Origin of the sequence: Spiroplasma ixodetis (assembly GCF_040369795.1) — a bacterium.
Classification (GTDB): domain Bacteria; phylum Bacillota_I; class Bacilli_A; order Mycoplasmatales; family VBWQ01; genus Spiroplasma_E; species Spiroplasma_E ixodetis_B.
Genome location: NZ_AP028955.1, coordinates 33,583 through 55,542, shown reverse-complemented (window position 1 = coordinate 55,542; position 21,960 = coordinate 33,583). Strand labels below are relative to the sequence as shown.

27 protein-coding genes and 4 pseudogenes are annotated in these 21,960 nt (G+C 23.1%); 16 read left to right on the top strand and 15 right to left on the bottom strand.

Annotated elements, in window-relative coordinates; genetic code table 4:
• Positions 1-159: 159 nt before the first annotated feature.
• The 6 genes from rpsF (at position 160) to dnaB (ending at position 5,472) form a co-directional block, all read left to right on the top strand.
• Entirely contained in the window at positions 160-663 is a 504-nt protein-coding gene (gene rpsF / locus ABWV63_RS00335; RefSeq protein ID WP_353306351.1) for a 30S ribosomal protein S6, read from the top strand.
• 54 nt (positions 664-717) lie between these two features.
• Positions 718-1,221, top strand: a complete 504-nt coding sequence (locus ABWV63_RS00330) for a single-stranded DNA-binding protein (protein WP_353306350.1) — start codon at positions 718-720, stop codon at positions 1,219-1,221.
• Between the two features lie 12 nt (positions 1,222-1,233).
• Positions 1,234-1,464 (top strand): 30S ribosomal protein S18, encoded by a 231-nt coding sequence (gene rpsR / locus ABWV63_RS00325; RefSeq protein ID WP_174481285.1) that lies wholly within the window; start codon positions 1,234-1,236, stop codon positions 1,462-1,464.
• A 191-nt stretch (positions 1,465-1,655) separates the two neighbouring features.
• Positions 1,656-3,653 carry a DHH family phosphoesterase gene (locus ABWV63_RS00320; RefSeq protein ID WP_353306349.1) on the top strand — a complete coding sequence of 666 codons (1,998 nt, stop codon included), beginning with the start codon at positions 1,656-1,658 and terminating at the stop codon, positions 3,651-3,653.
• A gap of 32 nt (positions 3,654-3,685) precedes the next feature.
• Positions 3,686-4,129: a 50S ribosomal protein L9 gene (gene rplI / locus ABWV63_RS00315; RefSeq protein WP_286641879.1), complete on the top strand. Its 444-nt coding sequence runs from the start codon at positions 3,686-3,688 to the stop codon at positions 4,127-4,129.
• Positions 4,130-4,131: 2 nt separating this feature from the next.
• Positions 4,132-5,472: a replicative DNA helicase gene (dnaB, locus tag ABWV63_RS00310; RefSeq protein WP_338974284.1), complete on the top strand. Its 1,341-nt coding sequence runs from the start codon at positions 4,132-4,134 to the stop codon at positions 5,470-5,472.
• Positions 5,473-5,642: 170 nt separating this feature from the next.
• Here the strand turns inward: dnaB and ABWV63_RS00305 are convergent.
• Positions 5,643-6,389 (bottom strand): annotated as a pseudogene (locus ABWV63_RS00305) (IS256 family transposase).
• Positions 6,390-6,736: 347 nt separating this feature from the next.
• Here ABWV63_RS00305 and ABWV63_RS00300 point away from each other — a divergent pair.
• Positions 6,737-7,114 (top strand): transposase, encoded by a 378-nt coding sequence (locus tag ABWV63_RS00300; protein WP_353306348.1) that lies wholly within the window; start codon positions 6,737-6,739, stop codon positions 7,112-7,114.
• Positions 7,115-7,296: 182 nt separating this feature from the next.
• On the opposite strand, the gene ABWV63_RS00295 is transcribed toward ABWV63_RS00300, so the two are convergent.
• The 3 genes from ABWV63_RS00295 to ABWV63_RS00285 all read right to left on the bottom strand — a co-directional run bounded on the left by ABWV63_RS00295 (position 7,297) and on the right by ABWV63_RS00285 (position 8,626).
• Positions 7,297-7,602, bottom strand: coding sequence for a transposase family protein (locus ABWV63_RS00295; protein WP_353306347.1), 306 nt, complete (start codon positions 7,600-7,602; stop codon positions 7,297-7,299).
• Between the two features lie 161 nt (positions 7,603-7,763).
• Positions 7,764-8,156 (bottom strand): transposase family protein, encoded by a 393-nt coding sequence (locus ABWV63_RS00290; RefSeq protein WP_353307129.1) that lies wholly within the window; start codon positions 8,154-8,156, stop codon positions 7,764-7,766.
• Positions 8,157-8,203: 47 nt separating this feature from the next.
• A complete protein-coding gene (locus ABWV63_RS00285; RefSeq protein WP_353306310.1) occupies positions 8,204-8,626 on the bottom strand; it encodes a transposase family protein in 423 nt (140 codons plus the stop codon).
• A 98-nt stretch (positions 8,627-8,724) separates the two neighbouring features.
• Between ABWV63_RS00285 and ABWV63_RS00280 the strand changes: the two are divergent.
• Positions 8,725-9,321, top strand: a pseudogene (locus ABWV63_RS00280) (IS256 family transposase); the annotation flags it as partial.
• A 40-nt stretch (positions 9,322-9,361) separates the two neighbouring features.
• Here the strand turns inward: ABWV63_RS00280 and ABWV63_RS00275 are convergent.
• The 11 genes and pseudogenes from ABWV63_RS00275 to ABWV63_RS00225 all read right to left on the bottom strand — a co-directional run bounded on the left by ABWV63_RS00275 (position 9,362) and on the right by ABWV63_RS00225 (position 17,577).
• Positions 9,362-10,688: pseudogene (locus tag ABWV63_RS00275) on the bottom strand (IS256 family transposase).
• A 57-nt stretch (positions 10,689-10,745) separates the two neighbouring features.
• The gene (locus ABWV63_RS00270; RefSeq protein ID WP_353306346.1) at positions 10,746-11,213 is read right to left on the bottom strand and encodes a transposase; all 468 of its coding nucleotides are present in this window, start codon (positions 11,211-11,213) and stop codon (positions 10,746-10,748) included.
• Between the two features lie 66 nt (positions 11,214-11,279).
• Positions 11,280-11,426 (bottom strand): hypothetical protein, encoded by a 147-nt coding sequence (locus ABWV63_RS00265; RefSeq protein ID WP_353306345.1) that lies wholly within the window; start codon positions 11,424-11,426, stop codon positions 11,280-11,282.
• 210 nt (positions 11,427-11,636) lie between these two features.
• The gene (locus tag ABWV63_RS00260) at positions 11,637-12,026 is read right to left on the bottom strand and encodes a transposase (RefSeq protein WP_353306344.1); all 390 of its coding nucleotides are present in this window, start codon (positions 12,024-12,026) and stop codon (positions 11,637-11,639) included.
• A gap of 170 nt (positions 12,027-12,196) precedes the next feature.
• Positions 12,197-12,499: a hypothetical protein gene (locus ABWV63_RS00255; protein ID WP_353306343.1), complete on the bottom strand. Its 303-nt coding sequence runs from the start codon at positions 12,497-12,499 to the stop codon at positions 12,197-12,199.
• Between the two features lie 196 nt (positions 12,500-12,695).
• The gene (locus tag ABWV63_RS00250) at positions 12,696-13,406 is read right to left on the bottom strand and encodes a hypothetical protein (protein WP_353306342.1); all 711 of its coding nucleotides are present in this window, start codon (positions 13,404-13,406) and stop codon (positions 12,696-12,698) included.
• A complete protein-coding gene (locus tag ABWV63_RS00245; protein ID WP_353306341.1) occupies positions 13,407-14,531 on the bottom strand; it encodes a Mur ligase family protein in 1,125 nt (374 codons plus the stop codon).
• A gap of 18 nt (positions 14,532-14,549) precedes the next feature.
• Positions 14,550-15,497 carry a hypothetical protein gene (locus tag ABWV63_RS00240; protein ID WP_353306340.1) on the bottom strand — a complete coding sequence of 316 codons (948 nt, stop codon included), beginning with the start codon at positions 15,495-15,497 and terminating at the stop codon, positions 14,550-14,552.
• Positions 15,498-15,607: 110 nt separating this feature from the next.
• Entirely contained in the window at positions 15,608-16,279 is a 672-nt protein-coding gene (locus ABWV63_RS00235; RefSeq protein WP_353306339.1) for a uracil-DNA glycosylase, read from the bottom strand.
• Positions 16,280-16,291: 12 nt separating this feature from the next.
• On the bottom strand, positions 16,292-16,765 hold the full coding sequence (locus tag ABWV63_RS00230; protein WP_353306338.1) for a 23S rRNA (pseudouridine(1915)-N(3))-methyltransferase RlmH: 474 nt from the start codon (positions 16,763-16,765) through the stop codon (positions 16,292-16,294).
• Positions 16,765-17,577, bottom strand: coding sequence for a hypothetical protein (locus tag ABWV63_RS00225; RefSeq protein ID WP_353306337.1), 813 nt, complete (start codon positions 17,575-17,577; stop codon positions 16,765-16,767). The genes ABWV63_RS00230 and ABWV63_RS00225 overlap by 1 nt, the downstream gene beginning before the upstream one ends.
• A gap of 246 nt (positions 17,578-17,823) precedes the next feature.
• Here ABWV63_RS00225 and ABWV63_RS00220 point away from each other — a divergent pair, with 246 nt between their 5' ends.
• From ABWV63_RS00220 to ABWV63_RS00185, 8 genes and pseudogenes are all read left to right on the top strand, one after another.
• Positions 17,824-17,949 (top strand): hypothetical protein, encoded by a 126-nt coding sequence (locus tag ABWV63_RS00220; RefSeq protein ID WP_353306336.1) that lies wholly within the window; start codon positions 17,824-17,826, stop codon positions 17,947-17,949.
• A gap of 163 nt (positions 17,950-18,112) precedes the next feature.
• Entirely contained in the window at positions 18,113-18,469 is a 357-nt protein-coding gene (locus tag ABWV63_RS00215; RefSeq protein WP_353306335.1) for a transposase family protein, read from the top strand.
• A gap of 7 nt (positions 18,470-18,476) precedes the next feature.
• Positions 18,477-18,884, top strand: coding sequence for a transposase family protein (locus ABWV63_RS00210; RefSeq protein WP_353306334.1), 408 nt, complete (start codon positions 18,477-18,479; stop codon positions 18,882-18,884).
• 288 nt (positions 18,885-19,172) lie between these two features.
• Positions 19,173-19,610, top strand: a complete 438-nt coding sequence (locus ABWV63_RS00205; protein WP_353306333.1) for an IS630 transposase-related protein — start codon at positions 19,173-19,175, stop codon at positions 19,608-19,610.
• Positions 19,611-19,692: 82 nt separating this feature from the next.
• Positions 19,693-19,956 (top strand): hypothetical protein, encoded by a 264-nt coding sequence (locus ABWV63_RS00200; RefSeq protein ID WP_353305542.1) that lies wholly within the window; start codon positions 19,693-19,695, stop codon positions 19,954-19,956.
• Complete coding sequence (locus ABWV63_RS00195) at positions 19,899-20,114, top strand: hypothetical protein (protein ID WP_353305932.1); 216 nt, start codon at positions 19,899-19,901, stop codon at positions 20,112-20,114. The genes ABWV63_RS00200 and ABWV63_RS00195 overlap by 58 nt, the downstream gene beginning before the upstream one ends.
• A gap of 170 nt (positions 20,115-20,284) precedes the next feature.
• Entirely contained in the window at positions 20,285-20,545 is a 261-nt protein-coding gene (locus ABWV63_RS00190) for a transposase family protein (RefSeq protein WP_353306098.1), read from the top strand.
• 104 nt (positions 20,546-20,649) lie between these two features.
• Positions 20,650-21,874, top strand: a pseudogene (locus ABWV63_RS00185) (IS256 family transposase).
• The last annotated feature ends 86 nt before the right edge of the window (positions 21,875-21,960 follow it).

Here is a 21,960-nt window from a genome sequence, read left to right as displayed (position 1 = left end):
TAGGAAATTATCACTAAATAATGACATTATTGTTATTTTTCCTTTACTTTAAAGGTAATTACGTTATAATATTGTATGAGTCAAATATTTAAAAATCAAACTTAATATATTTACTCCTTGCTCATCAGAGCCATATGCCCAAAAGGAGGTCTTCGAACATTGGAAGATTTAAAACAAAAGCATAATTATGAAATTATGTACATCGTTGATGTTCAAAATCAAGAAAAAGCACAATTAATTAAAAAAGAATTTTGTGAAATTTTAACTAAAAATACTGGGAAAATTAATAAAGAACAAGATTCTATTGGTCAATTTGCTTATCCTATTAACAAAAAAGTTAAGGGTCATTATTTTATTATTGAAGTGCTAACTTCACCAGAAAACATTGCTAACTTTAATCGTGTAGCTTTAAATAAACAAAGACAATTAGACGTAATGCGTTTTTTGGTTATTAATTTAGATAGTGAAAAAATTAATAAGTTTAAACCAAAACGTCAAGTAGAATCTAGTTCTTTCTCTCGACCAACAAGACCAGGAAATCGTCCTTCTTATAATCGTGATGAAAATGGTGAAAGAAAACCAAGACCAATCGCTGGTACTGAATCATCTTATCGTACAAAAAATAATTACCAAAATTCAAAAACAAATACTAATAATAATTAATCGAATACTGAACAAAAAGATTAATAAAATCTAAGTTAAAAGTGAGGATAAAAAATGAATATTGTTACATTAATTGGTAGAATCACTCGTGATTTAAAGTTACATCAAACTTCAACAGGAAAACCTTTTACTTTTTTTACACTTGCAGTTAATAATATTCAAAATCAAGCTGATTATATTTCGTGTGTGGCTTGAAATAAAGTTGCTGAAAATATGACTAATTATTTAGTTAAAGGTTCTTTAATTTCAGTTTCAGGAAGACTGTCAGTAAGAAAATCAACCGATCAAAATGGAAAAGAACTATATATTACTGAAGTGGTTGCACAAACTGTTACTTTTTTAGATAATCGTAAAAAAGATAGTAGTGGTAATAATACTAATATTAATTATTCAAAACCAAGAGATGAGAATAAAATTCATTTAGATGATGCTTTTAAAAGTCCTAATTATAGTGCTGATATTGCCTTTACTAATACTAATCAGTTTCAAGAAAAAGAAGCGGCTATTCAAAATATAGAATTTGATGAAGAAGATATCATTTGAGATTTAAATAATTAAAGGAGGATAATTATGAACACTGGTAAACCAAGAAATTTTACAAGAAGAAAATCTTGTTTTATTACTAAAAATAATATTACTTATATTGATTATAAAGATATTGAATTACTAAGTAAATTTATGGGTAATAATAACAAAATTTTGCCAGCAAGAACAACAGGTACTAATCCAAAGTATCAACGTTTAATTGCTAAAAATATAAAACGTGCCCAAATCATGGGATTATTAAGATATTCAAGATAATAAAAATTGAGTAAGTTTACAAATCTTACTCAATTTTTATTTATTTTTTTATCTTAAAAATATTTTATTTTAAATAATAGTTTAAAATTAAAATAAAAAGACCTTAATAGTATTATATTACATAAAAGATAATGGCTGTTTTTAATATTAGTGTTATAGTATAATTAATAATATTAGAAGGAAGTGACAAAGTGTTCAAATCGTTAAGAAATTATCATTTAATAATGATTGTTTGATTAGTAATTGAAATTTTAATTGGCTTGACTTATTTTATTGTTAATATTGAGACAGCAGAACAAGTGGTCACTATTACTGTAATTTTAAGTTTAGTTTTAGGTAATTTTATTATTGTTTGTCTTTATATTTTTTTATTTAGTTTATGAATTCGTCATCGTTATATTAACACAGCTGAAATCATAAAATTAAATAATGCACAAGCTTTAACTTTTGGTAGTGTGGGTATGATTGTTTTAGATAGTGATTTATCAATTATGTGAGTAAGTGAATTTTTAGAAGATAAAGGTTTAGGTAGATTAATTGGAAAATCAATTGTTAAACTATCAAGAGATTTAGAACAATTAATTAGTAATAATATTACTCAAATTACACTTAAAATTGAAGATATGCTTTATGATGCTATTTATTTAGTACAAACTAGAACAATTTTGTTACAAGAAACAACTAAATATCATTTCTTATATAATAAATTACAGCAAGAAAAATTAGTTTTTGGTGTAATTAGTATTGATAATTTTTATAATTCTTTACAAAAATTAAGAGTTGAGAATCAAATTCGTGTTGAAGCATTTATTAAAACTGAATTAAATGATTTTGCTAATAATTATTCAGGTTTATTATTAGGTAATATTGAAGATGGTTACAATATCTTGCTTTATCAAAATGAATTTAATAAAGCAAGAAATGATAACTTTCCACTTATTAAAAATATTCGAGAAGGTGTTAAAAAATTTAAAGCAGATATTACGTTATCTGCTGGTTTCTCTTATGGTAATGCTATTAGTAAAGATCTATATGATTTGGCTATTGAAAGTAAAGAGTTAGCAGTTTATCGTGGTGGTGATCAAGTAGTTATTCGTGAATTCGGTGGTAATACAGTTTTTATTGGAGGTACTATTGAAGCAAAACAATCAGAATCTAAAATTAATATTAGAATGTTTGCACAATCATTATATAATGAAATAAAATTAGCAGAAAACATTTTAGTTATGGGACATGCGGCTGCTGATTTTGATAGTATTTCTTCAGGAACAGCTATTATTGAAATTGCTAAAAGTTTAAATAAAAGTGCTCATTATGTTATTAATCAAAATGAAGTTGATGAAAAAACATTAAAAATTCTTCATGAACTTGTTCCTGAAAGTTATATTAGTCGTAATTTTATTACAGGTAAACAAGCACTTAAATTTCTTCATGCAAACACTTTATTAATTGTTGTTGATACTCATAATCCGCAACGCGTTGATAGTCCTGATTTATTAAGTAAAGCTGTAAAAATTATTGTTATTGATCATCATCGTGTTTCTGATGAATCAATTAGTAGCACCATTACTTCTTATATTGATGCAGGAACCTCTTCAACAGCTGAAGCAATGACAGAAATTATTTATTATAATGATTTTAATAATATTGAATCAGAATTTTTATGAAATATAATGTTTGCGGGTATTTTAATTGATACTAATAATTTCCAAGTAAGAACAACAAGAAGAACTTTTGAAGCCTGTGGATTATTAACTGATTGAGGCGCTTATCCTTCTAAAGTTAAAGGATTATTGAAAAATAGTTTAAATGAACTAATTGATAAATTTGCTTTAATTAGTCACGCCCAAGAAATTAAAAAAGGATTTTTAGTTGCTGTTGGTGATGAAAACTTAGAAGTACATACTTCATATTTAGCCCAAATTTCAGAAATGTTGTTAGACTTACGTGATTGTAAAGCATCATTTACTATCGCTTATGATCGTCAAGGACGTGCCTGTTTATCAGCACGAAGCAACGGTGAAATAAATGTTCAAATTATTTGTGAAAACTTAGGTGGTGGTGGTCACTTTAGTGCTGCTGCTGTCCAAAGTAGTAAATTGGGAATCAGAGCATTGTATGATGAATTGGTGAAACTAATTGAAAGTGGCGTATATCAAAGTGAAAGCGCTACTACTGAAAGGTATTAAAAATTATTAAAATAGAAAGTGAGATGTTTACAATGAAAGTTGTACTTTTAACGGATGTTAAAAATTATGGTAAAAAAGGTGAAGTTGTTAATGTTAGTGATGGTTATGGAAAAAATTATTTATTACCTAGAAAATTAGCTGTAATTGCTACATCAGAAGCATTAAAAATTAATCAAAAAGTAATTGAAAATAAAAAAATACAACGAGAAATGGAATTAGAAGATTTACAAAAAATTAAAGAACAATTAGCTTTAATTACTTTACAATTTAAATTAAAAAGTAATAATGGTAAAGTTTCTGGTGCTATTTCTTCAAAACAAATTTGTGAACAACTAGTGCAAAAATATAACATTAAAATTGATAAACATAAATTTGTTAAATTTAATCCTATTAATGAATTAGGTATAACTAACATTAATATTAAATTAGATGTTACAATTATTGCACAATTAAAGGTTGAAGTTTTAGGAGAATAATTATGTCTAACAATGGTCAATATATAAATAATGCAGAAGTTAATGTTTTAAGTGCGATGATTCAATCATCACCAGCATGTGAAAGTGCATTAAATTTATTGGCACCACATGACTTTACAATTAATTCTAATCAAATTATTTTTAAAACAATTACCAATCTTTATAAAAATAATTCTGGTATTGATGTAACAACTATTGCCGAAGAATTAGTTAAGCAAAATAATTTGGATAAAATTGGTGGAATTGAATATTTATCTTCTTTAGTGGCTCAATATATTACTGATGCTAATTTAAAAGAACACATTGATATTTTGATTGAAAGAACTACTAAACGACAATTAGAAAATGCTTTAAAAAATATTGGTAAAGAGTTACAAAGTGAAAAGTCAATTAATGAAGTTTTAATTGCTGCTGAAGCTCAAATTGTACAAGTAAGTAGTGAACGTAATCATGAAGAGATGTTGCCAATTAGTGAACACATTGATGATGTGGTAACTAAAATTGAACAACTACAAAAATCAACAGTTAATATTACTGGTACAAGTTCAGGTATTAACAATTTGGATATGATTACTAGTGGTTTTCAACGAGGTGACTTAATTATTTTAGCAGCTAGACCTTCAATGGGTAAAACCGCCTTAGCACTTAATTTTGCTTTAAATGCTGCTAATGAACAAGATAATAAAAACGATGTTGTTGTTATTTTTTCATTAGAAATGCCAAAAGATCAATTAATTACAAGAATGATTTCTTGTCAAGGACATTTTGATGCTAATCGTTTACGTAATAAGTCTAAATTTACACAGGCTGATTGAAATCGTATTAGTGCTACTGCTGAGCAATTGAAACAAAAAAGAATTATTATTGATGATACACCTGGTTTAAGAGTTTTAGAGTTGCAAACTAAATTAAGAAAATTAAGTCGTGAAAATAGCATTAAGTTAGTAATTATTGATTATTTACAGTTATTAACTGGTAGAGATAGTGAATCACGTCAACAAGAAGTTTCGAATATTTCTCGTAGTTTAAAAATTTTGGCAAGAGAATTAAGAGTACCAATTGTTTGTTTATCACAATTATCAAGAATGGTAGAGAGACGTGAAGAAAAACGTCCTTTAATGTCTGATTTACGTGAGTCAGGGGCTATTGAACAAGATGCTGATGTAATTATGTTTTTATATCGTGATGATTATTATAAGGAAAAAAATAGCGAAGAAACAACAAGTTCACAAGAAAGTAATCTTGCTGAAATTCTTATTTCTAAACATCGAAACGGTCCGACAGGAAAAGTAGTGACTGTTTTTATTCCAAAATGAGGTAAGTTTGAAAATTATACAGGATAAAAATAATAAAAAACCTAAAATTTAGAGGCTTTTTAAAAATCTGTGTATCTTTTTACAAAGTTACTAGTTTAGATTAATTCTATCTTCAAATTTTATCATAAAATAAGCAATTGCTGTATTTCAATTTTGAAGAGGCTTTTTAAAAATCTGTGTATCTTTTTACAAAGTTACTAGTTTAGATTAATTCTATCTTCAAATTTTATCATAAAATGAGCAATTGCTGTATTTCAATTTTGAATGGGCAGTGTTCATTTTTTTGTTATATTTTCAATTGCTAAGTAAAATATTTTAAAAACTGCCATATCATTTGGAAAAACTTTTTTATTTCTAATAACTTTTCTTAATTGACTATTAACAGATTCAATAGCATTTGTTGTATAAATCACTCTTTTGATTTCTGCATGATAACTAATAAAAACCATTAAATTATCTCAATTTTTATATCATGATTTAGCAATTTGAGGATATTGTTTATTTCATTTACTTTCAAAAGATTCTAAAACTTGCATTGCTTGTTCTTAACTACATGCACTATAAATTGGTTTTAAATCTGTAACTAGTGATTTTCTATGTTTGTATGAAACAAATTTTAAACTATTTCTAATTTGATGAACTATGCATAATTGATGTTCGGTTTTAGGATAAACTGATTGTATTGCTTCTGACATTCCTGTTAAATTGTCACTACAAGCAATAAGAATATCATTTAAGCCTCGATTTTTCATTTCTGTGGAATTAGATAATCGAAACTTAGAACCTTCATTTTCACTAATTCATAAGCCTAAAACATCTTTTTTACCTTCTAAATCAACTCCTAGTGCTATATAAACTGATTTGTTAATAATGCGTTTATCTTGTCGTACTTTAACTACAAATAAACAATCGGATAAACACTTTCTAATGGCCGATTTTGTCATGCTTTAACATCATCAATAACATCATCAGTAATTTGACTAATAACACTTTCACTAATATCAGTACCATGATATATAGCTGACTAAAGTAATGTTTACTCATATCTTGAAAAAAATCAATCGCTTTTTTAATATTTGGTCAATAATTTGGTAATATTTTTCTTATATTATGTTTTATAGCAAATCAAAAATGTTCAATTGGATTTAAATTAAGAGAATATGTTGGAAGAAATAATAGTTTGCATCCAGCATTTTCGGTAATGTTTAGTAATCTGTGTAACTTACAAAAATAACTATGTTTAATTAATTATAGTAAATAAAATTAAATAACTAGAAAGAGTGAGTTACTTATGTCTAAAAAACAAAATATTAATAATAATGATCCAATATCAAAAGCAGTAGATTTATTACTAGAAAATACTGAAGATTTAACAACAGTTTTTAAAGAGGGAGGTTTATATAAAGAATTAACAAAAAGATTAGTTGAAAAAATGTTGAATTCTGAAATGCACAATTATTTAGGATATGAAAAAAATCAACATAATACTAGTGAAAATGCTCGCAATGGTATAAATTCAAAAAAATTAATAACTCAACAAGGTAAAATTGAGATTAATGTACCACGAGATCGTAATAGTAATTTTGAGCCAGTAATAGTTGCAAAAAGACAAAGAAGATTTGATGGTTTTGATCAACAATTTCTTTCATTAGACATATTCCGTAAATAAATTTAATCAATTGTCAATAATAATATTTATAAATTTTTTAGTGTTAATAATTATAGAAGTTAATATTTTTAAAAAAATACTTTAAAAATAAATTTATATTTCAAACACAAAAATTGTTAATATTATTTTTATATTAACTTGATAAAAATTTAAATTTTTAAAAAAATATTAAAAATATTTTTTTATTTTAATGGTTTTGTTTTATTAAAAATTTCACAAAGTAAGTTAAATCTTAAGTACATAAGTCTAAATATAATTTTTCTACATTTATTTATTAAAATTTTGAATCTTTTTAATCAAGCAAAAACATGTTCAACTTTAATTCTAATTTTTGAAATAATTTTATTGTAGATTTTTTCTTGTTTAGTTAATTTTTTATTTTTAGTTTTTTTAATTGGTAATATAGTATTTTTATAAATATTTTGTATTCCTTGATATCCCAAATCACCAATAATTATTAGACATATTCCGTAAATAAATTTAATCAATTGTCAATAATAATATTTATAAATTTTTTAGTGTTAATAATTATAGAAGTTAATATTTTTAAAAAAATACTTTAAAAATAAATTTATATTTCAAACACAAAAATTGTTAATATTATTTTTATATTAACTTGATAAAAATTTAAATTTTTAAAAAAATATTTTTAATATTTTTTTATTTTAATGGTTTTTTTATTAAAAATTTCACAAAGTAAGTTAAATCTTAAGTACATAAGTCTAAATATACTTTTTCTACATTTATTTATTAAAATTTTGAATCTTTTTAATCAAGCAAAAACATGTTCAACTTTAATTCTAATTTTTGAAATAATTTTATTGTAGATTTTTTCTTGTTTAGTTAATTTTTTATTTTTAGTTTTTTTAATTGGTAATATAGTATTTTTATAAATATTTTGTATTCCTTGATATCCCAAATCACCAATAATTATTGTTTTTTCTGAAAATTCAAGATTTGAATTTTTTAATATTTGAAAATCATGTACTTTTCCATTATCAGCAAAAATATCAACAATTTTTTTATTAAAAAAGTCATATATAATTTGAAATTTTATAGAAAAAATTCGACTTTTACCAGAAAAATATTCTAACTGTAGTTTTTTTTAGTTGGTCTTTCAATTTCAATTTCAGTTGAATCAATTAAATAAAATTGAAATTCATTTAAATCTTCTTGTTTTTTCTCAATTTTTGATTTATATTTTGTTTTTAAAAACTGATAATCTTTGTCATCACTAAGTTTATTTTCTACTCAAGTAATATTTCGAAAACAACTTGATGCACTCATTTTATATTTAATACTCATTTGGAAAAAAGTATAATATTCTTTTCAGTATACTAAAGTCATCATCAATCTTTCTTCAACTGAAAGTTTATATTTTCTACCTTTAGTTTTTTTTAAATTTTCTATTTCAATTAATTTTGTTAACATTTCATCAAAATGAAAACGTTTTATACCAAAATATCTATAAAATTGTTCATTTTTTAATTTTTTTAAATTTTCAAAATTCATTTTTATCAACACCTTATTAATTTATTAATAAAGAAATTATAAAATAAATTTTAAATTATTAATTGACTTTTAAAAAATTTATTTACGGAATATGTCTATTATATGCCAAAGGCATGACTTTATCAGATATTAGAATGCAGTTACAATAGTTATATCATGGTGCTGATATTAGTGAAAGTGTTATTAGTCAAATTACTGATGATGTTATTGATGATGTTGAAGCATGACAAAATCGGCCATTAGAAAGTGTTTATCCGATTGTTTATTTTGATTGTATAGTAGTTAAAGTACGACAAGATAAACGCATTATTAACAAATCAGTTTATATAGCACTAGGAGTTGATTTAGAAGGTAAAAAAGATATTTTAGGTTTATGAATTAGTGAAAATGAAGGTTCTAAGTTTTGATTATCTAATTTCACAGAAATGAAAAATCGAGGCTTAAATGATATTCTTATTGCTTGTAGTGACAATTTAACAGGAATGTCAGAAGCAATACAATCAGTTTATCCTAAAACCGAACATCAATTATGCATAGTTCATCAAATTAGAAATAGTTTAAAATATGTTTCATACAAACATAGAAAATCACTAGTTACAGATTTAAAACCAATTTATAATGCATGTAGTGAAGAACAAGCAATGCAAGCTTTAGAATCTTTTGAAAGTAAATGAAATAAACAATATCCTCGAATTGGAGGCTTTTTAAAAATCTGTGTATCTTTTTACAAAGTTACTAGTTTAGATTAATTCTATCTTCAAATTTTATCATAAAATGAGCAATTGCTGTATTTCAATTTTGAATGGGCAGTGTTCATTTTTTTGTTATATTTTCAATTGCTAAGTAAAATATTTTAAAAACTGCCATATCATTTGGAAAAACTTTTTTATTTCTAATAACTTTTCGTAATTGACTATTAACAGATTCGATAGCATTTTTTGGGACTTTCCTAAAAACTGTGTTTTTTAAATAAATTTTAGTTGTAAAATCACTAAGTTACACAGATTACTAAACATTACCCATTTTTTGTATAAATCACTCTTTTGATTTCTGCAGGATAACTAATAAAAACCATTAAATTATCTCAATTTTTATATCATGATTTAGCAATTTGAGGATATTGTTTATTTCATTTACTTTCAAAAGATTCTAAAGCTTGCATTGCTTGTTCTTCACTACATGCACTATAAATTGGTTTTAAATCTGTAACTAGTGATTTTCTATGTTTGTATGAAACATATTTTAAACTATTTCTAATTTGATGAACTGTGCATAATTGATGTTCGGTTTTAGGGTAAAATGATTGTATTGCTTCTGACATTCCTGTTAAATTGTCACTACAAGCAATAAGAATATCATTTAAGCCTCGATTTTTCATTTCTGTGAAATTAGATAATCAAAACTTAGAACCTTCATTTTCACTAATTCATAAACCTAAAACATCTTTTTTACCTTCTAAATCAAATCCTAGTGCTATATAAACTGATTTGTTAATAACGCTTTTATCTTGTCGTACTTTAACTACTATACAATCAAAATCAACAATCGGATAAACACTTTATAATGGCCGATTTTGTCATGCTTTAACATCATCAATAACATAATCAGTAATTTGACTAATAACACTTTCACTAATATCAGCACCATGATATAACTCTTGTAACTGCATTCTAATATCTGATAAAGTCATGCCTTTGGCATATAATGAAAGAACTTGTTGATCAAAACCATCAAATCTTCTTTGTCTTTTTGCAACTATTACTGGCTCAAAATTACTATTACGATCTCGTGGTACATTAATCTCAATTTTACCTTGTTGAGTTATTAATTTTTTTGAATTTATACCATTGCGAGCATTTTCACTAGTATTATGTTGATTTTTTTCATATCCTAAATAATTGTGCATTTCAGAATTCAACATTTTTTCAACTAATCTTTTTGTTAATTCTTTATATAAATCTCCCTCTTTAAATACGGTTTTTAAATCTTCAGTATTTTCTAATAATAAATCTACTGCTTTTGATATTGGATAATTATTATTAATATTTTGTTTTTTAGACATAAGTAACTCACTCTTTCTAGTTATTTAATTTTATTTACTATAATTAATTAAACATAGTTATTTTTGTAAGTTACACAGATTACTAAACATTACCATTAATTGTTGTGTTAATTTAGAATTATGAAACGTTGCATTATCTAAAACTATAATTTGTCCACGCTTTAATACTGTAATTAGTATATTTTTTACATATGATTCAAAAATTTTACTGTTGCAATGTCCTTCAAATGCTCATAGGGCTTTTAATTTACCTTTATTTAGTGAACCAATTATACTCATTCTTTTTATTTTATATGCGGGTTTATTATCAAATAATCTTTTACCTTTTTCAGATCAACCATATTTATAAAATTCATTATCATCAATTCCAGATTCATCAATATATACTAAATCTTCATTCATTATTTTAGCTATTTCTTTTAAAAAATCTTCTTGTTTATTTTTATCTCTTTGTTCATATAGAAAAGTTTTTTTATATGTATAATTTAGTTTTTTCAAACAGTTATAAACTGTTTCTTTAGTCATATCACCAAATTTTTCAATTACTTTTTGAACTGTAACATCTTTATTTTGCGCTAAATAATTTTTTAATTAATTTAAATCCTTTATTTTGTGGCTATGTCCTTTTTGATAATTCAAAATTGGTTTTATATGCCCAGTTTCTTTTTTTCTTTTTCTTCATAAGAATAAATTCTTTCTAGTAATATTGAACACTTTACAAATTTGTTTAATTTTCATGTTTTTACTTTCATAGGCTTCTATTACTTTTCTTCGTAAGTCTTAACTGTATGGTTTTGGCATAATTTAATCTTCCTAATCTATTTTAAATATTGCTGAATTGTACTTTTAAATTCAAAAACTGTTTAAATTACATATTATTATTTTACATTATTTATGAGTAAAAATTACTTTAGTTAGTTATAACTCTTGTAACTGCATTCTAATATATTATAAAGTCATGCCTTTGGCATATAATAAAAGAACTTGTTGATCAAAACCATCAAATCTTCTTTGTCTTTTTGCAACTATTACTGGCTCAAAATTACTATTACGATCTCGTGGTACATTAATCTCAATTTTACCTTGTTGAGTTATTAATTTTTTTGAGCTTATACCATTACGATCATTTTCACTAGTATTATGTTTATTTTTTTCATATCCTAAATAATTTTGCATTTCAGAATTCAACATTTTTTCAACTAATCTTTTTGTTAATTCTTTATATAAACCTCCCTCTTTAAAAACTGTTGTTAAATCTTCAGTATTTTTTAATAATAAATCTACTGCTTTTGATATTGGATCATTATTATTATTATTAATATTTTGTTTTTTAGACATAAGTAACTCACTCTTTCTAGTTATTTAATTTTATTTACTAGAATTAATTAAACATAGTTATTTTTGTAAGTTACACAGATTACTCAACATTACCTAATCATATTTAAATCAGTTCTTGTATCTGTAATTTCTATATTTACATTTATAGTTTTTTCACCAGTAAAGTTTTGTTAGTTTTCTTTAGCAATTACTTTATTATTTAATATCCCTTGTACAATATCACTTTCTTGTAAAGAGCTGCCATCATATTTAGTAATATCAACATCACTTATTTCTAAATTGCTAAATCCTGATTGTAACTTTAATTGAGAAATCAATACTATTTTAAAATCATTAACTTTATCAATAGAATCAATTTTTATACTAACATTAGCTGTTGTAGTTAAACTATTTAAATCAGTTTTTCTAACCGGTGCAATCCTTTCTCCGCCACAAGTGACGACACTTATACTTGTTGCTCCAATTAAATTCACTATTGCTAGGCTACTTAGTAATTTCTTCATATATCTTTACCACCTAATCTTTAATATTTTAATATACTCATTTTACATGATTTCTATATCAATAAAAATAAACATGCTATTAATTTAATATGTTCTCAATAAAGAGATAAATTTAAAAATGTTACAAAAAATATCAGAAATTTTAATTAAATAATTATTTTTTGGTTTATTCTTCAGGTACTCTATTATATTGTAAAGATTGCGGATCTGTAGCAAAATAATATTTTTTAAATTGATTTTCTAAATTTCAAGTTTTCTTTAATGCAGAATAACAAGTAACAATTAAAAAAACATTAACCGTTAAATCAATAGGATATTTTATAACTCTTAATGGAAAATACATTAATCATAAAGGTGGTAATCCAGGAAATAATATTTTTAATGCAATAGGATCAGTCCCAGTAATAATTAATGAAGTAATAGCATAAGCAATTGGAAAATATCAATAAAATGTCTTTTTACTATAATAAATTTTACTAAAATTTAATACTAAATAGTAAGGTAATATACATAATAAAATACTAGTAAAAGTAAAAAATAAACATGGTGATGCACCACCAGTACTAAATAATAAACCTAAAAAATCACTGGCAATACCACTAAGAAAACCTAATATTCCGCCACAAAAGAAACCTATTAAAACTAATATAAAATTACCCAATTTAATTTCAAAATATTTAGAAAATGATAAACTTTTTAACATTAAAGCACCTGTTGTATTTAAAGAAACAGCTAATGCTAACATTATTCCACTTAAGCAAATAAATTTTATTTGCTTTATCTTTTTTTTATTATCTTTATAATCAAAAACTGTGATCAATAAAAAAATAATTAAAATTAACACTCCGCCAATTATATTCAATAACAATACATTCATTTAATTACCACCCTTTTTTATCATAATTATTTTCTTTGTTCTTAAATAATTATAAACATCTGCTAAAAAATAACAAGAACCCGTAATTAAAATTATTTTATGAGGGCTACATTTAATCATTTTTTGATAATCAAAAAATTCACCAGTAATACTATTTAAATTACTATTACTACAAATAATAATATTATCTGATACTTTTTTTAAACAACTAATTAATTTTTGTGGATATTTATTTTTTAAACAAGAAAATATAATTTGTTGAGGAATAATTTTATTAATTTTTAGCGTTTTAATTAATGCTTTAATACCATCAATATTATGAGCAGCATCAAAATAAATAGTTTTATCATTAATTTTATATTTCTCAAATCGTAATCTAATATTAGTATCATTAATGATTTTTAAAGCTTGTTTAATATTAATTTCTAAAAATGTTTTTGAAATTACTGTTAAAACTAATTCTTTATTTTCTTGATAGTATGGTTGATTGATTAATCTTGGAGAATATATAGGTTTATAACCTTCCATATCGATTTGCTTTTTTAATTTATTATTTAAATTACCTGAAATAAAAAGATTTTTTGTCGTTGGTTTTACTATTCCCAATTTTTGATGTAATATTTCAGATGTAGTTTTACCAAGTCTATCTTGATGATCTTTACCAATTGAAGTGATAATAGCATATGTTGAATCAATGATATTTGTAGGATCAATTTTTCCACCAATCCCAACTTCAATTATTGCTCATTGCACATTTTTTTCTTGAAAATAAATTAATGCAATTAAAGTTAAAATACCAAGAAAACCTAATTGATAATATTCAATATCATCAAAAATCAAGTCTCTAATACGAACTAAATCTTGATTACTAATCATTCTATCATTAACAATAATTCGTTCATTAACAAACTCAATATGGGGAGAAGTAAACATACCAATTTTTTGTTTTAAGGTTTGTGATAATATAGCAAAAATTAAACGCGATACTGAACCTTTACCGTTTGTTCCAGTTACATGAATATACTTAATATTATTGTTTAAATACTTTGGAGTAATAATTTTTAATTTTTTTAAACAATCTTTATTTGAATATTTAGATATTTTTTTAAAAAATTCTTCATTCATATTTTTAAAATCCTTTATTTAATAATTATTATTATCAATATTAATTAAAGGATTAACAGTTCTTCAAGTCACATAAATTATAATTGAATTAATTATAATTTTAAGAGGCGCTTGCACAATTCTCATAATTGCTGTTACTCCATAATCATTGGCATTAGGATCAAATAAAGTCATATCAGCATAGGAGGCTATAAGTACTGTTGTTACATACTCGGCTACTACCGCTAATAAAATAATTGGTAAAATTTCTTTAATTCTATAAATTTCTTTTTTCAATAAATAATAAAATAAAACACTATAAATACTTAATAGGCCAATAATGCCGCCACTACCCATAATACTAGCCAGAACATATTTATTAACAATAATTCCTGACATAGAATATGATGATTGCTTACCTGAAATAACAATATACATGCCACCACCAGCAAAGAAAATAATAAAAAAATTAATTAAAGCAAAAATAACTCATGGATAATCTTTTAGTTTTACTTTAAATATTCCAGCAATTCCTGCCAAAAAACCAGTGAAAATAATACAAAAAATATAATAAATGCTAATATATGAAGGAACAAATAACATTACTAAAATATCCGTTACTGCAGCACAAATAATACCTATAATTGGACCAAACATATAACCGGTTATTTTAATCATTAAACCCTCAAAAACAATTCTAATTGGTGGTAATACTGTAATGGGTATCGTAATAGAAACAATAATAGTTGCCACAACTGATACCGAAGATAACATTGTTATATAAGCAATATTTTTAGTAGTAAAACGAACACCTTTATATTTATCTTTACGAAATCATTTTCAAAAACTATTCATTAAAATATATGCTAACATTATGCTACTTAAAGTAATAATTAAATAAATAGCTGTAAATCTACTAAATAAATTTAAGGTATTTAAATCATATCGTTGAGAAAATATGTGATTAAATATTAAATTATTGGGCATTTAAATAACCACCATTCCCGAAATATTCTTTAAAACTATATTAATTTTAACAAATATATCATAACATTGTTTGCTTAAATACATATAATAAAATTAGTATTTTTTTATTTTTATCACTTAATGGGAGTTTTATTTTTTGAAATCAATCAATTATTAGTTTTGCTAAATGGTCTTGAATTAAAAAAACCATTATAAGCACTTAAAGGTGAAGGATGTGCACTCTCAATAATAAAATGTTTTTCTGTGTCAATTAACATTTTTTTATTTCTTGCATTTTTACCTCATAAAATAAAAACAAGATTAGTGCAGTTTAAATTTAAAAATGATAAAACATGATCAGTAAAAGTTGCTCATTGATATTGTAAATGACTATTAGGTTGACTTTGTCTAACAGTTAAAGTTGTATTTAAAAGCAAAACTCCCTGTTTAGCTCAAGTTGTTAAATTACCATCATTATCTTTTTCAATATTTAAATCATTTTTTAGTTCTTGAAAAATGTTTTTTAAACTTGGTGGTAATGGAGTATTTGTTTTAACACTAAATGCTAAGCCATGAGCTTGATTTGGCTGATGATAAGGATCTTGACCTAATATTATTACTTTAACCTTTGATAAAGGAGTTATTTTAAAAGTTTGAAATATTTCTTCTCATTGAGGATAACAAAGATAAATCTGATATTCTTTTTTAATATCTTCTAATAATTTAGTAAAATATGTTTCTTTATATTCTTGTTGAAAAAATTCTAATCATGAGGAATCAACAAATAAAGTTTTATTATACATTTCTTTCGCCTACTACTTATGATAACTTTGATTATTAAGTATTTGTAATGAACGATATATTTGCTCTAATAAAACAACACAACATAATTGATGAGGTAATGTTATTTTACCAAAGGAAATTTTAATTAAATTAATATTGTCTTTTAATATTTGTGCGACACCATTACTACCACCAATAATAAAACCAATTTTACCTTGTTGATAAATTTTATTTTTATTAATCATCTGTGATAATTGTTCGCTACTTATTAATTGCCCTGATAAATCTAATAAAAATCATTGATAATCATTATTCTTTGATATGTATTCAGTAATTTTATTAGTTTCAATTTTAATATTACTAGGAATTGAATTTAATTTAGACTCGATAATATTTTTTGTTTCAATATTAGTTCGTTTTTTAATTCGTTCTAAATAATCTTTGGCAGCTGATTTTCAATATGTTTGTGACAACTGACCAATACAAACAATTTTAATATTTATCATTATGATTCTGAAAAAGTCATGTTATTTATTCTTTCATTAACCACTTTATCTGGGTTACGAAAATCAACATCACCCAAAGCTTTATCAATAGTATTTGGATTAATAACAACTATTTCTTTTTTATTTTTATCAACTCATAAACTAAAAATTACATCAATTTGAATATTAAAATTAATTTTAAAATTCTTATTCATTTTTGAATCTTTCATTATAAAGAATAAGTGAATTCAACCTTTTTTAATAATGGTTTTATTTTTATCATCTTTAAAGTCAGTAATTTTTGGTGAAACAATACTATTTTTAGCAACTTTTGAAGGATTTTCTGCTTCTGTTGCTGTTTCATATGTAACATATCAATAACCATAATATTGCTGTTTAGATATATCATTATCAGTTAAACCAAAAACTAAAAGGCTTCCATTTGCATCTTTACAACTAAATGGTTCATTCATTACTTTATTTGGATCATTATTAACATTATAATTAATACTCTCATAATTACCTGATTTATATTGATCACTATTATAAAAATCCCTAGCAGCATCTGTAACTTCTAATGCATTACGATCAATTCTAATTTTGTCTGCTGCTAGTTGCATAAATGCAGTAAGTGGTTTATATAAAAGTTTAGTATCATATTGATAGTATTTATTATAAACATAATCAACTAACGGATCACCATCTTTGTTTGATGGCTCGTTTTTAAAATTTGTTTCAATGTTTGAACCATCTCCAGTACCACAAGCCACAATAGTGCTCACAGAAGAAGAAAGTAAACTAAGTGTTGAAAATAAAGTGATTAATTTACGCATTTGATTGTTATTCTCCTTAAACTAAATAATAATTAAATATTCACTAAGAATTGTAACTTATTTTTTTATAAAAAGCAAAAGGAAATTCATATAGGTAAAAATAAATTTTTTAAAATTAAAATATTAATGTTTATTTTAATATTTTAATAAAAGGTAATGTTTAGTAATCTGTGTAACTTACAAAAATAACTATGTTTAATTAATTATAGTAAATAAAATTAAATAAATAGAAAGAGTGAGTTACGTATGTCTAAAAAAAATATTAATAATAATGATCCAATATCAAAAGCAGTAGATTTATTACTAGAAAATACTGAAGATTTAACAAAAGTTTTTAAAGAGGGAGGTTTATATAAAAGACATATTCAGTAAATAAATTTTTTAAAAGTCAATTAATAATTTAAAATTTATTTTATAATTTCTTTATTAATAAATTAATAAGGTGTTGATAAAAATGAATTTTTAAAATTTAAAAAAATTAAAAAATGAACAATTTTATAGATATTTTGGTATAAAACGTTTTCATTTTGATGAAATGTTAACAAAATTAATTGAAATAGAAAATTTAAAAAAAACTAAAGGTAGAAAATATAAACTTTCAGTTGAAGAAAGATTGATGATGACTTTAGTATACTGAAAAGAATATTATACTTTTTTCCAAATGAGTATTAAATATAAAATGAGTGCATCAAGTTGTTTTCGAAATATTACTTGAGCAGAAAATAAACTTAGTGATGACAAAGATTATCAGTTTTTAAAAACAAAATATAAATCAAAAATTGAGAAAAAACAAGAAGATTTAAATGAATTTCAATTTTATTTAATTGATTCAACTGAAATTGAAATTGAAAGACCAACTAAAAAAACTACAGTTAGAATATTTTTCTGGTAAAAGTTGAATGTTTTCTATAAAATTTCAAATTATATATGACTTTTTTAATAAAAAAATTGTTGATATTTTTGCTGATAATGGAAAATTACATGATTTTCAAATATTAAAAAATTCAAATCTTGAATTTTCAGAAAAAACAATAATTATTGGTGATTTGGGATATCAAGGAATACAAAATATTTATAAAAATACTATATTACCAATTAAAAAAACTAAAAATAAAAAATTAACTAAACAAGAAAAAAACTACAATAAAATTATTTCAAAAATTAGAATTAAAGTTGAACATGTTTTTGCTTGATTAAAAATATTCAAAATTTTAATAAATAAATCTAGAAAAAGTATATTTAGACTTATGTACTTAAGATTTAACTTGCTTTGTGAAATTTTTAATAAAACAAAACCATTAAAATAAAAAAATATTAACTTCTATAATTATTAACACTAAAAAATTTATAAATATTATTATTGACAATTGATTAAATTTATTTACGGAATATGTCTATTGTAAATCAAGAAATTCATAAATTTTATCAATTAATTCTTGTCTTTTAATTCTTTGACCATTTTTAGTTTTCATATATAGCTAACTAAAGTAATGTTTACTTATAAATAATGTAAAATAATAATATGTAATTTAAACAGTTTTTGAATTTAAAAGTACAATTCAGCAATATTTAAAATAGATTAGGAAGATTAAATTATGCCAAAACCATACAGTGAAGACTTACGAAGAAAAGTAATAGAAGCCTATGAAAGTAAAAACATGAAAATTAAAGAAATTTGTAAAGTGTTCAATATTACTAGAAAGACTTTATTCTTATGAAGAAAAAGAAAAAAAGAAACTGGGCATATAAAACCAATTTTGAATTATCAAAAAGGACATAGCCACAAAATAAAGGATTTAGATGAATTAAAAAATTATTTAGCGCAAAATAAAGATGTTACAGTTCAAAAAGTAATTGAAAAATTTGGTGATATGACTAAAGAAACAGTTTATAACTATTTCAAAAAACTAAATTATACATATAAAAAAACTTTTTTATATGAACAAAGAGATAAAAATAAACAAGAAGATTTTTTAAAAGAAATAGCTAAAATAATGAACGAAGATTTAGTATATATTAGACATATTCCGTAAATAAATTTTTTAAAAATCAATTAATAATTTAAAATTTATTTTATAATTTCTTTATTAATAAATTAATAAGGTGTTGATAAAAATGAATTTTGAAAATTTAAAAAAATTAAAAAATGAACAATTTTATAGATATTTTGGTATAAAACGTTTTCATTTTGATGAAATGTTAACAAAATTAATTGAAATAGAAAATTTAAAAAAAACTAAAGGTAGAAAATATAAACTTTCAGTTGAAGAAAGATTGATGATGACTTTAGTATACTGAAAAGAATATTATACTTTTTCCAAATGAGTATTAAATATAAAATGAGTGCATCAAGTTGTTTTCGAAATATTACTTGAGTAGAAAATAAACTTAGTGATGACAAAGATTATCAGTTTTTAAAAACAAAATATAAATCAAAAATTGAGAAAAAACAAGAAGATTTAAATGAATTTCAATTTTATTTAATTGATTCAACTGAAATTGAAATTGAAAGACCAACTAAAAAAAACTACAGTTAGAATATTTTTCTGGTAAAAGTTGAATTTTTTCTATAAAATTTCAAATTATATATGACTTTTTTAATAAAAAAATTGTTGATATTTTTGCTGATAATGGAAAAGTACATGATTTTCAAATATTAAAAAATTCAAATCTTTAATTTTCAGAAAAAACAATAATTATTGGTGATTTGGGATATCAAGGAATACAAAATATTTATAAAAATACTATATTACCAATTAAAAAAACTAAAAATAAAAAATTAACTAAACAAGAAAAAATCTACAATAAAATTATTTCAAAAATTAGAATTAAAGTTGAACATTTTTTTGCTTGATTAAAAAGATTCAAAATTTTAATAAATAAATGTAGAAAAAGTATATTTAGACTTATGTACTTAAGATTTAACTTACTTTGTGAAATTTTTAATAAAACAAAACCATTAAAATAAAAAAATATTAAAAATATTTTTTTAAAAATTTAAATTTTTATCAAGTTAATATAAAAACAATATTAACAATTTTTGTGTTTGAAATATAAATTTATTTTTAAAGTATTTTTTTAAAAATATTAACTTCTATAATTATTAACACTAAAAAATTTATAAATATTATTATTGACAATTGATTAAATTTATTTACGGAATATGTCTAAAGAATTAACAAAAAGATTAGTTGAAAAAATGTTGAATTCTGAAATGCAAAATTATTTAGGATATGAAAAAAATCAACATAATACTAGTGAAAATGCTCGCAATGGTATAAGTTCAAAAAAATTAATAACCCAACAAGGTAAAATTGAGATTAATGTACCACGAGATCGTAATAGTAATTTTAAGCCAGTAATAGTTGCAAAAAGACAAAGAAGATTTGATGGTTTTGATCAACAAGTTCTTTCATTATATGCCAAAGGCATGACTTTATCAGATATTAGAATGCGGTTACAATAGTTATATCATGGTGCTGATTTTAGTGAAAGTGTTATTAGTCAAATTACTGATGATGTTATTGATGATGTTAAAGCATGACAAAATCGGCCATTAGAAAGTGTTTATCCGATTGTTTATTTTGATTGTATAGTAGTTAAAGTGCGACAAGATAAACGCATTATTAACAAATCAGTTTATATAGCACTAGTAGTTGATTTAGAAGGTAAAAAAGATATTTTAGGTTTATGAATTAGCGAAAATGAAGGTTCTAAGTTTTGATTATCTAATTTCACAGAAATGAAAAATCGAGGCTTAAATGATATTCTTATTGCTTGTAGTGACAATTTAACAGGAATGTCAGAAGCAATACAATTAGTTTATCCTAAAACCGAACATCAATTATGCATAGTTCATCAAATTAGAAATAGTTTAAAATGTGCTTCATACAAACATAGAAAACCACTAGTTACAGATTTAAAACCAATTTATAGTGCATGTAGCGAAGAACAAGCGATGCAAGCTTTAGAATCTTTTGAACGTAAATGGAATAAACAATATCCTCAAATTGCTAAATCATGATATAAAAATTGAGATAATTTAATGGTTTTTATTAGTTATCCTGCAGAAATCAAAAGAGTGATTTATACAACAAATGCTATTGAATCTGTTAATAGTCAATTACGAAAAGTTATTAGAAATAAAAAAGTTTTTCCAAATGATATGGCATTTTTTAAAATATTTTACTTAGCAATTGAAAATATAACAAAAAAATGAACAATGCCAATTCAAAATTGAAATACAGCAATTGCTCATTTTATGATAAAATTTGAAGATAGAATTAATCTAAACTAGTAACTTTGTAAAAAGATACACAGATTTTTAAAAAGCATCTAATAAAATTATTATTATCATAAAAGGAATTAAATTTTTATCGTTGA